Origin of the sequence: Ensifer sp. (assembly GCF_035999185.1) — a bacterium.
In the GTDB taxonomy this organism is placed as follows: Bacteria; Pseudomonadota; Alphaproteobacteria; order Rhizobiales; family Rhizobiaceae; genus Ensifer.
This window is the reverse complement of the sequence record NZ_DASYHB010000207.1, coordinates 39,264-54,470: the sequence shown is the minus strand read 5'-3', so window position 1 is coordinate 54,470 and position 15,207 is coordinate 39,264. Positions and strand designations below refer to the sequence as shown.

Here is a 15,207-nt window from a genome sequence, read left to right as displayed (position 1 = left end):
CGCGAGGTCACGATCTTCGCGTCTTGATGGGCGTGCGTGAGGGATGCTTATGTATAGGCCGGACGAGGCCGGAAAACAGAAGCCCAGTCAGCCGGTGCGCGATCAGCGTGTTCCGGTGGAGCGCGGCTCGTTGCTCGATCTGCTGTCACCGGACCTTCTCGAGACGGAGCGCCCAGGCGAACAGCCCGAATCTGCCCGCAAGCAAGCTGACGACCTCCCGAAAGCCTCGGAGCGCAGGCCCGATGTTGCGCCGCCGCTGGTGCATGCGCAACGCGGCCGATACGTTCCCGGTCTGAGCGACCTTAGCAAAGTCGGTGTCGACGATATCATCGGTTGGCTGCGTGACGGACTGCTGTGGATCATCGCAGCGGTGATCCTCTGTGTTGCGGCCGCGCTCCTTTATGCGATGACGGCGACGCCGCGCTATGCGGTCTACACCGACATCGTCGTTGACCCCTCCAACCTCAATGTCGTCAGCGATGACGTGTTCACGAGCAATCCGCAGCGCGACGCGCAATTGCTCGAGGTCGAAAGCAAGCTGCGCATCCTGACGTCGCGCAACGTGTTGTCGCGCGTGATCGCAGAACTGCGCCTCACCGAAGATCCGGAGTTCGTGAAACCTTCGGCTTTCGGCTCACTGAAAAGCCTGTTTTCGACAAAGGCCGAGCAGCGCACGGGCGACGAGCTTGCCGCAATGCGGGCTCTTTCGGAGCGGGTGGAGGCTCGGCGCGAGGAACGGTCCTTTGTCGTTGTGATGAAGGTCTGGAGCGAGGACGCGGCCAAGGCCGTCAAGTTGTCCGACGCCATCGTCGCGGCCTTCGAACAGGAGTTGTTCCAGTCCGCCGCCGAGAGCGCGGGTCGCGTTGCCCAGAACCTCAACGCACGCCTTGACGAGTTGCGCCACAACGTCACCGAGGCCGAGCGGGCCGTCGAGGACTTCCGCCGCAAGAACGGCTTGCAGGCGACGAACGACGGACAGCTCGTCAGCAACCAACTTTCGACGGAGCTGAACACGCAGGTGCTCGATGCCCAACAGCGCTTCATCCAGGCGGAGACGCGCTACAGGCAGATGAGCGACGCAATCCAGCAAGGACGGACCGCGAGCGCGTCAGAATTTGAATCCGTCAACATGACGAACCTGCGCGAACAGTACAATCTGCTGCAACAGCAGATCGCATCGATGCAGCGGACCTATGGCGAGCGCCACCCGCGCCTCGTCAATGCCCGTTCCGAGCGCACGACGCTCGAAGGCGCAATGGCCGACGAGGCGCGCCGGATCCTCGATCGCGCCAAGGCCGATACGGATCGTGAGCAGCAGGCCTTTGCCGCCTTGCGCGCCAAGGCGAGCGACGAGAAGTCGAATGTGTTTTCGGATAACGAGGCCCAGGTTCAGCTTCGCGACCTCGAACGCGATGCGCGCGCCAAGGCTGCCATCTACGAGACGCATCTGGCACGTGCGCAGCAGATCACCGAGCGCCAGCAGATCGATACCACCAATGTCCGCGTGATCTCGCGCGCCCTGCCGCCGAACGCGCGCAGTTGGCCGCCGCGGACAGTGGTTCTCCTGGCCGGCGGCGCCGCCCTGGGGCTCATGCTCGGTATCTCCCTTGCGCTGGCACTCGGTCTGTGGAGGTACATTCGTCATCCGCAGCCTTCGGCCCCTTGAGTGGGCCGCGACCGTGCCCGACGTCAGCGGTAAAGCGTCCACGTCTGCCGAAACCTTGAGGATCCGTATCGGAACCTTCCTGTTTCTGGCCATAGCCATTTATTACTGGGTTCCCTTCCATTCCTTCGTCGACCTGACCACGGAAAGCCTGCTGGAACCCGGCAATGATAACTCCAGCCGTCTGAACCAGATCGTCGCCCTCCTCCTGTTCGCAGGCGCCTCCTGTTATGGTCTGCTGCACCCGATGCGAAGCGGGCTCTTGCAGCCGCGCGCGCTGCTGGCGGTCCTGCTTTTGTGGGTTCTGTTTGTCTGCCTGGTCTCGGCCCATCCCGCCAACGGCGTGAAGGCGATCATCCTGACGACGATGGTGGCGGTAAATGCCAACGTCTATCTGCTGTTGCCGGCGAACGAACGGCACTTCGCCAAGATGCTCGCCATATCGACCCTGGTCATGCTCGCGGTTGCCTATTATGGGGTTCTGTTCAAGCCGCTGCTGTCCATTCACCAGGCCAACGAAGTGCTCGAGCCGATGCATGCCGGCCTGTGGCGCGGTCACTTCCGGCACAAGAACGAAGCGGCCGTCGGCATGGTGCTTGCCTCGTTCTTTGGGCTCTTCGTCCTGCGCAGATGGTCAAGGCTCGTCGGCCTGACGATCGTCGGCCTCTCCTTCTTCTTCCTCATCCATACGGGCGGCAAGACGTCGACGGCGATGCTGCCCGGCATCCTGATATTGGCGTGGCTCTTCGAGCGTGTGCGTCTCTTGCGCATTCCGATTGCCGTCGGCGGCGTCGCCTTGTTCAACCTGTTCGCAGTCGGCTCCGCCGTCATCCGGCCGCTCGGAGAATTTGTCTCCTCGCTCGGCATCGATGCAACGTTCACAAACCGCGCCGATGTCTGGCGTTTTGCTTTCACTGTCATAGCCGAGCAGCCGTTTATCGGGCGTGGCCTCAAGGCGTTCTGGCAGACCGAAGAAGTGGTTTTCAGTGGCGGCAATATCGAGACCTGGGCCGTGCGTGCGGCCCATGCACACAATTCCTATCTCGAAACCCTCCTGGTCATCGGCATTCCCGGACTGCTGCTCACGCTTTTGTGGCTGGTGGTGCTGCCCCTCTATCATATCTCGCGCATTCCGCCGGCCAGGGAACACAGCGATCTCACGCGGTTGTTTTTGCGGATCTGGCTCTACGCCATTTATAGCGCCAGCCTCGAGGCCTTCTTTTTCGATGGCCCGAATGTGCTTTGGTTTTCTCTGCTCTTTGCGATTTGCGGTTTGCGCCTGCAGTCATCGGCAGCGCTTGCAACGGAACCACGCCAGCTTGAACAAAGGATGGTGGCGCATGCCTAGCATTTCTCAGGCTCTGTCGAAGGTCGACGGCCTTGTTGACCGTGTCGCCAACCGGCTGATCTGGCGCTTTGCCGCAAAACCGCGCGATGTCACGACCGATGTGCCGCTCGTTTCCTTCACGTTCGACGATGTTCCCGATAGCGCGCTCCTGAACGGCGCTGCAATCCTCGAAAGCCATGGCGTGCGCGGGACTTTCTATATCGCCGGCGGGCTGTCGGGACGGGTCGAGAGCGACCGAACGCTGATCTCGCCTGAGGGCTGTGCCGAGCTTGCCGGCCGCGGTCACGAGATCGGCTGCCATACCTATGCGCACGAAAAGATCCGGCGCCTGGGCAGTGCGGGACTTGCCGCAGACCTCGACCGCAACGCCGGCTATCTGAAGCAGAGCGGCGTCGATGCGACCACGACGAACTTCGCCTTCCCCTACAATGCCGCCTGGCCGTTGGCGCGCCGTGAACTGGGGCGGCGCTATCGCACCTGTCGCGCCGCCGGCGAGAGCATCAATCGCACGTCTGTCGATCCGCTGATGCTGAAGGCGGTGGAGATCCGGCAGCCCGAGGCGGAGGCGAAGGCGCTGACCGGTTGGATCGACGATGTGGTCGGTCGGCCGGGCTGGCTGGTGTTCTTCACCCATGACATCGCCGCTCGCCCGACGCCCTATGGCTGCACGCCAGAGACGTTCGAGCACCTGGTCGGATATGCGGTCGCCAAGGGTTGCGTCGTTCTGCCGGTCGAGCGGGTCCTCGACAGGCTTGGCTGGTAGGAGGGGGCATGGCGGGGCAAGGGAGCGGCAACAGCAGGCTGCTGGCAATCAACAATTACTTCTACCGCCGTGGCGGCGCGGAGGCGGTCTTCTTCGATCACATGAAGATGTTCGGGGACATCGGCTGGGATGTCGTGCCATTTGCCATGCAACATGAGGACAACGAGCCGTCGCCGTGGTCCGACTATTTCGTATCCGAGATCGAGTACGGCCGGCGCACCAGCCCGTTGCGCAAGGTCGTGCAGGCGGCAAGCGTCATCTATTCGCGGGAGGCGCAGCGTAGCGTCGGCCGGCTGATCCAGCGCGTGCGGCCCTCGATCGCCCATGCGCACAACGTCTACCATCACCTGTCGCCGGCAATATTCTCGACGTTGAAGTCGGCCGGCATTCCCGTTGTCATGACGGCGCATGATCTGAAACTCGCCTGCCCGTCCTACAAGATGCTGCGCGATGGCGCGGTCTGCGAGGACTGTCGCGGCGGTCACGTCTACAATGTGCTGCGGCATCGCTGCATCAAAGGGGAACTGGCGCTCAGCGCCGTCGTCCTGGCGGAAACTGTAGTCCACCGCGCACTTGGCCTTTACCGCAACCAGGTGGATCGCGTCGTCGTCCCGAGCAAATTCTACGTCGAGAAGCTCGTCGAATGGGGGTGGCCGCGCGAGCGGATGGCCCATATTCCGAACTTCGTCGACGTCGAAGCCTATTCTGACAAATGGAGCGAGGGCGACTATTTCGTCTTTGCCGGCCGGCTGGCACCGGAGAAGGGACTGGCAACGCTGGTGAGAGCCGCCAAAGCGTCCAACCAGCGCCTGGTGATCGCCGGAACCGGCCCCGAAGAGGCGGGGCTTCGCCAACTCGTGGCCGAGACCGGCGCCGATGTCACATTTGCCGGTTACCTCTCAGGCCAGGCCCTGCATCGCCTGATCGGAGAATCGCGCGCCCTGATCCTGCCGTCGGAATGGTACGAGAACGCGCCGATCAGCGTGCTCGAAGCCTACGCCCTGGGGCGACCCGTGATCGGCGCGGCGATTGGCGGTATTCCGGAGATGATCCGCGAGGGCGAGACCGGGATGACCGCCATATCCGGTGACGTCGAGGATCTGGCGCGGGCGCTCGCAAGGATGGCGGCGCTGCCGGTTGCCGCGCGTGCATCGATGGGCGCTCAGGGCAGGCGCTGGATTGCCAGCGAGTTCTCGGCTGCCGCCTATCGCGAACGCACGCTCCAGCTCTATGCCGCACTGGGTGCCACCTGACCGCTTGCGCATTAACGTTACGATGCAATTTGTAGTAATGTGGGCTCGCGCTATGGTATTGGGTCATTTATATAAGTGGTCAATGAAATATCCGGGCAGTTGGTAAGCATTTCGTCGTGAGGCCGGGACGGACAACCTTCGAGGCGACGCATGAGCAGGAAGTCTGATGTTTCGCGAGATCATCGCACGCGACAGCCGGTGATTGCGCAGGAAATGGCCGGGCTGTCGGAGGGAAGTGGCCACTTGCCGCGCAGCCGTGGCGCGACCTTCTCGACCCAGCAGCGCGGCCTGTCCGCTCAAGGCGCAGCCATCGCCGCTAGAGGCGAGCGCAAGCGTGTGATGATGCTGGGTCTGCGCGGCATCCCGAATGTTCAAGGCGGGGTCGAAAAGCACGTTGAGATGCTCGCCGGTAAACTGCTGGCCAATGGTTGGGACGTTGAGGTCGTCGGGCGCCGGGGTTACCTCGAAAGCGGCGATCGCTTTGCCTGGAACGGCGTCGAGGTCCTTCCTCTTTGGGCACCGAGACGGATGGCCCTCGAGGCGATCGTTCATACCTTCCTCGGTGTCTGCCTTGCAGCCTGGCGGCGTCCCGACGTGCTGCACATTCACGCCATTGGCCCGGCACTGATGACGCCCCTTGCCCGCATGCTCGGGCTCAAGGTTGTCGTCACCCATCATGGCTACGACTACGATCGGCAAAAATGGGGCGGGTTTGCGCGCCGGACACTGAAGCTCGGCGAGTTCCTGGGTATGCGGTTTTCCAACGGGCGTGTTGCGATCTCGAGGGATATCGCCCAGACGATGCGCGCTCGGCATCATGTCTCCATGACGCTGGTGCCGAACGGTGTCGGGATCACGCCACCGAGCGGCAATACCGGAATCCTTGCAGAGTTCGGCCTGGAGCGCCGGCACTACATCCTGCTTGCCGCACGGATCGTTCCGGAGAAGCGTCAGCTCGATCTCATCCGCGCCTTTGCGAAATGCAATCTTGCCGGCACCAAGCTCGTTCTTGCCGGCGGGGCGGAATTCGAGAGCCCATATGTTGCCGAGGTAAAGGCGCTGGCGCGCGAGACACCCGGCGTGGTGCTCACCGATTTCCAGTCGGGCGATCGGCTGGCGGAACTCTTCGCCAATGCGGCGCTGTTCGTGCTGCCGTCAAGCCACGAGGGCATGCCGATCGCGCTGCTTGAGGCGATGGCCTATGGCCTGCCGGTGCTTGCAAGTGACATCGTCGCCAACCAGGAGCTGGATCTCGCGCCGGACGAGTATTTTCACCTGGGTGACATCGATGCGCTGGCCGCCGGTATCACCCAAAAATTGGCAGCGCCACTGAGCGACGAGGAGATGCGCGAGCGTGCGGCCCACGCTGAAGCCACCTACAGTTGGACAAACGTGGCGCAAAAGACCGCAGCGGTGTATAGCGCACTGCTGGCGAAATAGGGTGCGCGTCGACTGTGTCGCCGTCATCCGATGCCGCCATTCAAACTGCTACAGCGATCTTTGCGCGCCTGAAAAGACGCGCGGCGCAGTGGTCAAATTACGACGGCGTCCGCGCACCTCGAACGATGCGCGGTCGCGGATCGCCCAATGATTGCCGTGCCTTGCACGCCGCCTGGAAGATAAGCCGACAATGAACCTCAAACGCGCCGCCGGCCTGCTCGCATGGGTCCTGTTTGCCGTGATTGCCTATTCGACGATGTCTCCGCTCGATCTGCGTCCCCGCATAGGGCACCTCGTCCACATCGAGCGGTTCGGGGCTTTCGGCCTGCTTGGACTTCTCTTCGCGCTCGCCTATCCGAAGCGGCTCGGCCGCGTGCTGGTTCTCGTGCTTGCGACCGCGATCGGCTTTGAGTTGCTTCAGATGATTTCGGCGGACCGCCACGCGCGGGTAACGGATGTCGCGGTCAAGCTTATGGGCGGTGCCTGCGGTGTCTTTTCCGGCTGGATCATCGCCCGCTACCGTTCGCAGTTTGTGGCCTGGCTCGGACGGATAAACGAAAACGCAAAATGTCGCAGCTAGGATTGGCGCCAACGCGGTAGCGAACGCTCCGCTGATATTGGGGGATCGCGTGGCAGTATCCGTCATCATCAAGACGCTGAACGAAGAAAAGCGTATTGCCGCCACCATCGAGAGCGCGCTCAAGGCGCTCGAAATCGTGGGTGGCGAGGTCATCGTTGCCGACAGCGGCTCCTCCGACAGGACCGTGGAGGTTGCCTCGGGCTATCCTATTGTCATTGCCCAGATCCGTGCGCCGGCACTGCCGAGTTGCGGGATCGGCCCTCAGCTCGGTTTTCAGTATTCCCGCCACGACCATATCTGTCTGCTGGACGGAGACATGCTGCTCGACGGCGATTTCCTCGAGGTTGCATCGGCGTTTCTGGCCGACAATCCCGAGGTCGCCGGCGTGACCGGGCATGTCCAGGAGATGCTCACCTCCAATCTCGAATTTTCCCGACGGGTCACGCGCAATGCGCCGGAAAACAGGATCGGCGCGATCGATCGCATGAATGGCGGTGGCCTCTATCGTCGCTCGGCCATCGAGGCGGTCGGCTATCTCTCTGACCGCAATCTGCATGGCTATGAAGAGTTCGATCTCGGCATCAGGCTCAGAAGCGCCGGCTGGAAGCTGCACCGCCTCGACCGCCGTTTCGTCCAGCACTTTGGTCACACAGACAATTCCTACCGGCTGCTGGTGAGGCGCTGGAAGAGCAAGTATCTGTTCGGTATCGGCGAGTTGCTGCGCGCTTCGATCGGGCAGCCCTATTTTTTCCAGCTCATCCGGGAGCTGCCGGAGCTCAAGCTTTGGGCACTGGTCTATCTCTGGTGGGTGATCTCCCTCGGTCTGCTGCTGTTCATGCCCGACACGCTGCTTGCCCTTGGCATCGTCCTTGCGGTCCTCGTTGGCGTCGTCGGGCTGATGAGCCTGCGCAAGGGCGGCTTCAGCATGGGCCTCTATACTGTCGTCGCCTGGTTCTTCCATGCGGCGGCCCTGCCGGTCGGCTTCTTCAGGACGCGTCGCAAGCCCGACGCTCCGATCGAGAGCAAGCTTCTCGGAGCACCGGCATGACACGGCGGATTGGGCTTGCAGCGGTCGCGGCGCTTCTGAGCCTCTGCCCGACCGCCAAGGCAGCGGATCAATGGTTGCCGGTGCGCGAAATTTCGCTCGAGCTTCAGCCGGGCAGTCCGCTCGACTTTTCGTCGCTCCTGCCCAATGCGACGATCGACGCCGATCACCGTCTGGTCGCTGGCGCCAACGGGCGCCTTGCCTTCGCGGCGGCGCCGGAGAAGCCCTTGAGGATGCTGTGCGCGTCCCTGGCCTGGAGCCCGGCCTCTGGTGGTTTTCCGGACCACGCGACGGCGGACCGGTACGCGCGGCAGGTTGCGATGCACGGGTACAACATCGCACGCCTGCACTTTGTCGATGCCAGCCTGATGTATGCCCGCGACAAGGACTTCGACTACGATCCTGAAACGCTCGATCGCGTCTACTACCTGCTGGCCGCGCTGAAGCGCAACGGCATCTACTGGATGATCGACGGTCTGTCGTCGCAGCGCGGCGCCTATGGCGGTTTCGACGACCGCTGGGATAGCGGCGGCAATCTGAAGCTGGCGCTCTACCTGGACGACGAAGCCTTCGACCACTGGACGCGCATGCAGGAAACGATCCTTGGGCGGGTGAATCCCTATACGGGCGTGGCGCCGATCCGCGACGACGCCCTGGCGTTGGTCATCCTCGCCAACGAAAACAGCATCGAATTTGACGGCGTCGTGCACGACCAGCCGGGAAAGGCACCTTACGACCCGGCGCTTGCTAAACCCTTCAATGACTGGCTGGCGAAACGGTATGGCTCGACCGAAGCGCTGGCAGGGGCCTGGCCAGACCTGCGCGCCGATGAAACGATCGAGGCGCGATCGATCGACCTGCCTTCCGATCGCTACGTCGACAGCGCGCGCCTGCGCGACCTCCAGGCGTTTTTCATCGACACGGAACGCACCACGGCGACGCGCATGAGCGACGTGCTGCGTGGACTTGGCTATCGCGGGCTCATCAGCACCTACAACAACTGGCCGACGGTCCAGGCGGCCCTGAGCCGGCGCGATCTCGAAGCGGTGACGATGAACACCTATCACGACTGGGTCAGCGGCTACGCGCCGGGGAGCAAAACCACCCAGACCAGTTCGATCGCCGATGGCGTGAACTATATCCGCATGAACGCCGCCACCCGCTGGCTCGGCAAGCCGTTCGTGGTCAGCGAATATGATCACCTGTTCTGGAACCGTTACCGATACGAGGCAGGACTGGCCATGCCCGCCTATGCGGCGCTGCAGGGGTGGGACGCGCTGTGCCGCCACGGCCATGGGCCGATCGCGCTGGCCTATGGCGAGCCGTTTCCACACAAGAGGGCGATGTTGCCCTACGCCATCGCGCTGGACCCGATCGCCCGTGCTGGAGAGACACTCTCAGCCCTTCTCTATCGGCGCGGAGATGTCGCGACATCCGGCATGACGGTTCCATTCGCCGTGCGTGGTGAGGAGGACCTGTCCGAGGACATGCAGGCGCGTGAGCCCGAATACCTCACGGATCTCGCACTGATCGGCCGGATCGGCCTTGAAGACGCAAACCAGCCCGGTGACACGCTCGCGGTTGTCGAGCCGCGACATGAAAACACCGAGGAGATCCTCAACCGGCTGCGCGCGCAAAGGACCGTTCCGAGCGAAAACCGCACGGACATCGATACCGGTCTTTACCAGAGCAGCACGGGTGAAATCCTGCTCAACCGGTTTTCCGGGCAATTGCGCGTATCGACTGTTGCAACGGAGGCTGCCGCCTTCTCGTCGCTACGCGAGCCTGTCGACCTCGGCGTCATGCGTGTCGAGAGGGCCGACGGTGACGGGCTTGTCGCGCTCTCGGCACTCGATGCCGACGCGTCACTCAAAAAAAGCCGTCGCCTGCTGCTGATCTTTGCGACCGATGCGCAAAACACCAACATGACCTTTCGCGACAGCGAGGAGAAGGTGATCGAGGATTTCGGAGAGTTGCCGGTCCGGATCCGCAAGGGCTATGTCGATCTTTCGATTGCGCGAACCGTGAAGTCATGGAGGTTGTCGCCGGTCGGCCTGGATGGCACGGTCGGACCGCCTGTTGTCAAGGGCAAGGGCCCCGTCGGCTTCCGCCTCAGCAACGACACCCCATCGGGACCAACCACCTACTTCCTCCTCGAACTCCTCTAGGAGCGGCCGATAGCGGCCCATACGACGAGATCAATGAATGGCCATGATCCAGGCCTATTCTCGCGCGCATCCGTTCAAGGGAGGATGCCATGAGAATCTCCGAAGCCATGCACCCCGGCGCGCGCTGGATATCCCCGGATACCGACCTCAAGACGATCGCGCGCATCATGAGGGACGAGGACATCGGTGCCTTGCCAGTCGGCGAAAACGATCGCCTGATCGGCATGGTCACGGACCGTGACCTCGCCCTACGTGCCTTTGCCAACGGGCGCGATCCTGCCACGATGACGGCACGCGACGTGATGACGAGGGATATCGTCTATTGCCGCACGGACGAGACGATCGAGCATGCGGCGCATCTGATGGAAGCAAAGCAGGTCCGACGGTTGCCGGTCATCGACCAAGCCAAGCGCATGGTCGGCATGCTGTCGCTCGGCGACGTATCGCATGCGACCAGCCGGGAGCTGTCGGGCGAGCTTGCCAGAGCCGTCACGGCGCATCACGCCTGAGACGACCAGCCATTGAGCTGAGCTGTTGCGGCGCCGTCAGGCGGCGCCGCAGTACAAGTCCAGTCGCCCTGGGCGAGGTGCGGATCAGAAGCGGTAGCTGATGCCGGTGCCGATCAGCCACGGGTCGAGCTTGACCTTGCCGCTGACGGCGCCTGCACCGGGCAGCGTCGCGTTGACCTCCGGCTCCAGAAACAGCTTCTTCACGTCGAAGTTCAAGCCCCAGTGTTCGTCGAGCTTGATGTCGACGCCCGCCTGTAGTGCCACGCCGAAGGTGTTCTTCATGTTGAAGCTCGAGAAATCGCCGCGCGGCTTCTCGTTGTAGAACATCGTGTAGTTCACACCGGCGCCGACATAGGGCTTGATCGTCTCCGTCGCGTTGAAATGGTATTGCAGCGTCAGCGTTGGCGGCAGCAGCCAGGCCTTGCCGATTTCGCCGAGGCCGGCGATCGAGCCGCTGCCGCGCGCCGTGTGCGGCGTCGTTCCGAGGATGAGTTCTGCGGCGATGTTGTCGGTGAAGAAGTAGGTGATATCGAGTTCCGGCACGACGGAATTGCTGACGCCAACCTTTTCGCCGTCAAGTGCCGTACCGTTCAGATAGAGCGAACCTTTGTCGTCAGGCAGGACGGCGAGCGCGCGGGCGCGGATCATCCACGGGCCGGGCTCGCTGGCGAGTGGCATTTCCGGTGCTGCCATGGTGCTCGGTTCGGAAAGATCCGCCGCCGTCGCGATCGCGAGCGGCGCCGCAAGGGCGGCGAGGAAGACGGCAGATGGCAGAATAGCGCGCGTAGGCATGATGATCGGGACCCCGAGAAGACGTTGAGCACCGCCCGTCGGGGCGTGCGGCCACGGAACTCCGTGGCCGGCGGCACCATGCTCAAGGCAGGCGTCTTTAGGGTTGTCCTGGATCAATGCGCTGACGAATCGCCAAGTCCTTGTGGACGAATGCGGATTCGCCTGTCCCGGAAGTTTCCTCCCGAGCGCCTGCCTACGCGGGCATACGCGGGATACTGGCAAGCAGGCGCTGCGTATAAGGATGCGTAGGGGATGCCAATATGTCGCGGGTCTTGCCGCTCTCGACCACCTGTCCGCGCTCCAGGATGACCATCTCTTCGCAAAGGGCTGCGACGACGCCGAGGTCGTGGGAGACGAAAACCAGCGTCAGCTTTTCCGAAAGCGTCTTGAAGAGTTCGACGATGCGAATGCGGGTCGAAAGGTCCAGTGCGCTGACCGCCTCGTCCGCAAGCACGATCTGCGGGCCGGCGACGATGGCGCGGGCAATGGCGATGCGCTGGCGCTGGCCACCGGAAAACTCGTGCGGATAGCGGCGCATCGCATCAAGCGGCAGGCCGACCGCTTCAAGTGCATCTGCGACCGCCTGGGTGCGATCGCCGGGGATGCGCAGCGACCTGAGCGGTTCGGCGATGATGTCGACGACCCGCTGGCGCGGATCGAGGGACGAATAGGGATCCTGGAAGACCGGCTGCACGGAACGGCGATAGCGCTGCATGAAGGTGCCATTGCCGGGGTCGAGGTTCTGGTCGCCGAAGCGAATGGTGCCGCTGGTCGGGCGAACGAGACCGAGCATCAGCCTGAGGAGCGTCGTCTTGCCGGAGCCGGACTCGCCGACGAGGCCGACGCTGACGCCGGGGCGCACCGAGAGCGAGACGTTGTTGAGCGTGGTCTGTTGGCGGGAATAGCCGAAGCTGACATTTTGAAGATCGAGGATCATGATCCGGTTGCCCCCAGCGCTTCATCGAACAGGCGGGCGGCCTCGACCAGGGATCTTGTGTAGACGTGTTGCGGGTTGCCGAAGACCGTGTTGACGGCCCCCTCTTCGACGGCAACGCCGTTCTTCAGTACGATCACGCGCTCGACCACTTGGGAAACGACGGGCAGGTCGTGGCTGATGAACAGGAGCGCCATGCCGGTCTCACGCACCAACTGGTCCAGCAGCTTGAGGATTTCCGCCTGCGTCGTCACGTCGAGTGCGGTCGTCGGTTCGTCCGCGATGAGCAGTTTCGGGCGGCAGGCGAGCGCCATGGCGATGGCGACGCGCTGGCGTTGGCCGCCGGACACTTCGTGCGGATAGGAATTGATGATGCGCTCCGGCTGCGGCAGCGCCACCTTGTCGATGAGGTCGCGGACTTCGCGGCTGATGGCGTCCTTCGAGACCTTGCCACCCTCACGCTCCAGCCGCCGGCGAACCGGTTCGGCGATCTGCCGACCAATCTTCATCAGCGGGTCGAGCGCGGTCAGCGGCTCCTGGAAGACGACGGCAGCGGCAGCGCCGCGCAATCGGTTCATCGTCTTGTCCGGCGCGCCGACGACCTGCTGGCCGTCGAGTTCGATCGAACCGGTTACGCGGATCGAGGTCGGCAGCAGGCCGGTCGCCGCCATGGCGGTCATCGACTTGCCCGAGCCGGATTCGCCGATCAGGCCGATGCGCTCGCCGGGACGGATCGACAAGGAAAGGCCGGATACCAGCGGCTTGTCGCCGGCGCGGATATCGAGGCCCTGGATGGTAAGAAGCGCTGTCATCGCGATCTCCCGTGTGTCGGGTCGGCAATGTCACGCAAGCCGTCGGCCAGAAGGTTCATGCCGATGACAAGCGCGACGAGGGCGATGCCGGGCGCGATCGCGCCGATCGGCGCCGTGTAGACGGTCCCTTGGGCTTCCTGCAGCAGCCGGCCCCAGGAGGCGTTCGGGGGTGGCGCGCCAAGGCCGAGATAGGAGAGCGACGCTTCGGCGATGACGGCGAGGCCGAACTGCAGCGCGAAGTTGACGGAGAGCGTCGGCCAGATGTTGGGCAGCACGTGGCGGAAGACCACGCCCGGCCAGGACGTTCCCGACGTGCGCGAGGCGACGATATAGTCCAGCCGCAGCACCCGCTTGGCAAGGATACGCGTCAACCGCGCGACGATGGCGGAAATAGCAAGCCCGAGCGCAAGGATTGCCGTCCAGAGGCTGGCACTATCGCTTGCGGCCACCACCAGCATCGCCAGAAGTAGCGTCGGGAAGGCGATCAGGATATCGAGCGTGGCGGCCATCACGTCGTCGGCAAGCCGGGTGGCAAACGCAGCGAGGATACCGAGGCTGACGCCGATGGCGGCGCCGATCGCCACCGCGCCGGTGCCGACGAGGAGCGCCGTGCGGGCGCCGATCATCAGTTGGGTGAGCAGGTCACGCCCGAGCCGGTCGGTTCCAAGCCAGTGCAGGAGGGATGGTGCTTCCAGCCGTCCGCCTGATGCGTTCAGCGGATCATAAGGTGTCCAGAATAGCGTCAGGACCGCGACGGCGAGATTGAGGGCGACGAGAGCAAGGCCAACGGTGAGGGCGAGCGAATGCCGGCGCTCTCGCGTAGACGCGGACGTTTCGATCGGGCTCATGTGTTGCCTCCAACTGCCCGTTCGCGCAGGCGCGGATCGATCAGCCGCTGGGTGAGATCGGCGGCAAAACCGATCAATAGCACCAGCAGCGTCGAGATGAACAACACGCCCTGGACATTCGGATAATCGCGCTGCTCGATTGCAAGCAGCAGCATCGAGCCGAGCCCCGGCAGCGCGAAGACGCGCTCGATGACGACGGCGCCGAGCAACGTTGTCGCGAGTTCGATGCCGAGGATGGAGACGATCGGCACGGCGCCGTTGCGGATACCGTGGCGGACGAGCGCTTGCGGGAAGCTGGCGCCAAGGGCGCGCGCGGTGCGCAGGTAGTCGCTGCCGAGAACATCCTGGGTGGCGGAGCGGACATAGCGCAAGAGCGATGCGCCCATGACGAGCCCGATGGTCAGCACGGGCAGCGCCAGCGCATAGAGCGCCTGTCCCTCGTTCTGCCAGCCGCGGCGCGGAAATCCGCCTGACGGGAAGAGCCGGAACGTGACGGCAAAGACGGTGACGAGCAGGATGCCGACCCAGAAGACCGGAATGGCGATGCCGAGCTGCGAGACCGTCGAAATCAACCCGCCATACCAGCGGTCGGCCTTGACGGCCGAGAGGATGCCGAGCGGCACGGCGATCAGAATGGACAGCAGGAAGCCCATCAGCGCCAGCGGCACTGTGACGGTCAGTCGCGCGGCGATCTCCTCGATCACCGGCTTGCCGCTGACAAAGGAGGTGCCGAGATCGAAGCTTGCAAGGCTGCCGGCAAAACGAAGGAACTGCTGCCAGAGAGGCAGGTTCGAGCCGACCTGTTCGCGGGCCTTTTCGATCTGCTGGGCATCGGCGCCGACGGACAGAAGCGCATTGGCGGGGTCGCCGGGGAGCAGGCGCAGGAGAACAAACAGCACCACTGCGGCGATCAGCAGCGACAGGATGAGAATGGCAAAGCGGCGAAGGAGATAGGTGAGAATGGCTGCATTCCTTTCTTCTCACGGGGCGCCGCGATCAGAGAAGTTGGCTTTTGCATCAAAACGGGGAGGGAGGCTAGAGCGGAGGGGCTA

Annotated in this window: 14 protein-coding genes; 9 read left to right on the top strand and 5 right to left on the bottom strand. The window is 63.4% G+C overall.

The genetic code is table 11. The features are described from left to right. Window positions 1-49: 49 nt before the first annotated feature. The 9 genes from VGO04_RS29760 (at window position 50) to VGO04_RS29720 (ending at window position 10,769) form a co-directional block, all read left to right on the top strand. Window positions 50-1,666, top strand: coding sequence for a GumC family protein (locus VGO04_RS29760; protein ID WP_327499577.1), 1,617 nt, complete (start codon window positions 50-52; stop codon window positions 1,664-1,666). Between the two features lie 13 nt (window positions 1,667-1,679). Beyond that, the gene (locus VGO04_RS29755) at window positions 1,680-3,011 is read left to right on the top strand and encodes an O-antigen ligase (protein WP_327499576.1); all 1,332 of its coding nucleotides are present in this window, start codon (window positions 1,680-1,682) and stop codon (window positions 3,009-3,011) included. Further along, window positions 3,004-3,774: a polysaccharide deacetylase family protein gene (locus VGO04_RS29750; protein ID WP_414650626.1), complete on the top strand. Its 771-nt coding sequence runs from the start codon at window positions 3,004-3,006 to the stop codon at window positions 3,772-3,774. Before VGO04_RS29755 ends, VGO04_RS29750 begins: the two co-directional genes overlap by 8 nt. A gap of 8 nt (window positions 3,775-3,782) precedes the next feature. Continuing rightward, the gene (locus VGO04_RS29745; protein WP_327499575.1) at window positions 3,783-5,027 is read left to right on the top strand and encodes a glycosyltransferase family 4 protein; all 1,245 of its coding nucleotides are present in this window, start codon (window positions 3,783-3,785) and stop codon (window positions 5,025-5,027) included. A 339-nt stretch (window positions 5,028-5,366) separates the two neighbouring features. Next, window positions 5,367-6,467 (top strand): glycosyltransferase family 4 protein, encoded by a 1,101-nt coding sequence (locus tag VGO04_RS29740; protein ID WP_327499653.1) that lies wholly within the window; start codon window positions 5,367-5,369, stop codon window positions 6,465-6,467. 190 nt (window positions 6,468-6,657) lie between these two features. Next, window positions 6,658-7,047, top strand: coding sequence for a VanZ family protein (locus VGO04_RS29735; protein ID WP_327499574.1), 390 nt, complete (start codon window positions 6,658-6,660; stop codon window positions 7,045-7,047). Window positions 7,048-7,096: 49 nt separating this feature from the next. Continuing rightward, entirely contained in the window at window positions 7,097-8,095 is a 999-nt protein-coding gene (locus tag VGO04_RS29730) for a glycosyltransferase (RefSeq protein WP_327499573.1), read from the top strand. Then, complete coding sequence (locus VGO04_RS29725) at window positions 8,092-10,260, top strand: glycoside hydrolase (RefSeq protein ID WP_327499572.1); 2,169 nt, start codon at window positions 8,092-8,094, stop codon at window positions 10,258-10,260. The genes VGO04_RS29730 and VGO04_RS29725 overlap by 4 nt, the downstream gene beginning before the upstream one ends. An 89-nt stretch (window positions 10,261-10,349) precedes the next feature. After that, on the top strand, window positions 10,350-10,769 hold the full coding sequence (locus VGO04_RS29720) for a CBS domain-containing protein (protein WP_327499571.1): 420 nt from the start codon (window positions 10,350-10,352) through the stop codon (window positions 10,767-10,769). Between the two features lie 84 nt (window positions 10,770-10,853). On the opposite strand, the gene VGO04_RS29715 is transcribed toward VGO04_RS29720, so the two are convergent. From VGO04_RS29715 to VGO04_RS29695, 5 genes are all read right to left on the bottom strand, one after another. Then, on the bottom strand, window positions 10,854-11,561 hold the full coding sequence (locus VGO04_RS29715) for an OmpW/AlkL family protein (protein WP_414650625.1): 708 nt from the start codon (window positions 11,559-11,561) through the stop codon (window positions 10,854-10,856). A 193-nt stretch (window positions 11,562-11,754) separates the two neighbouring features. Then, complete coding sequence (locus VGO04_RS29710) at window positions 11,755-12,501, bottom strand: ABC transporter ATP-binding protein (protein ID WP_327499651.1); 747 nt, start codon at window positions 12,499-12,501, stop codon at window positions 11,755-11,757. Next, entirely contained in the window at window positions 12,495-13,307 is an 813-nt protein-coding gene (locus tag VGO04_RS29705; RefSeq protein WP_327499570.1) for an ABC transporter ATP-binding protein, read from the bottom strand. Before VGO04_RS29705 ends, VGO04_RS29710 begins: the two co-directional genes overlap by 7 nt. Next, a complete protein-coding gene (locus VGO04_RS29700; RefSeq protein ID WP_327499569.1) occupies window positions 13,304-14,155 on the bottom strand; it encodes an ABC transporter permease in 852 nt (283 codons plus the stop codon). The genes VGO04_RS29705 and VGO04_RS29700 overlap by 4 nt, the downstream gene beginning before the upstream one ends. After that, complete coding sequence (locus tag VGO04_RS29695) at window positions 14,152-15,117, bottom strand: ABC transporter permease (protein ID WP_327499650.1); 966 nt, start codon at window positions 15,115-15,117, stop codon at window positions 14,152-14,154. The genes VGO04_RS29700 and VGO04_RS29695 overlap by 4 nt, the downstream gene beginning before the upstream one ends. Window positions 15,118-15,207: the final 90 nt, after the last annotated feature.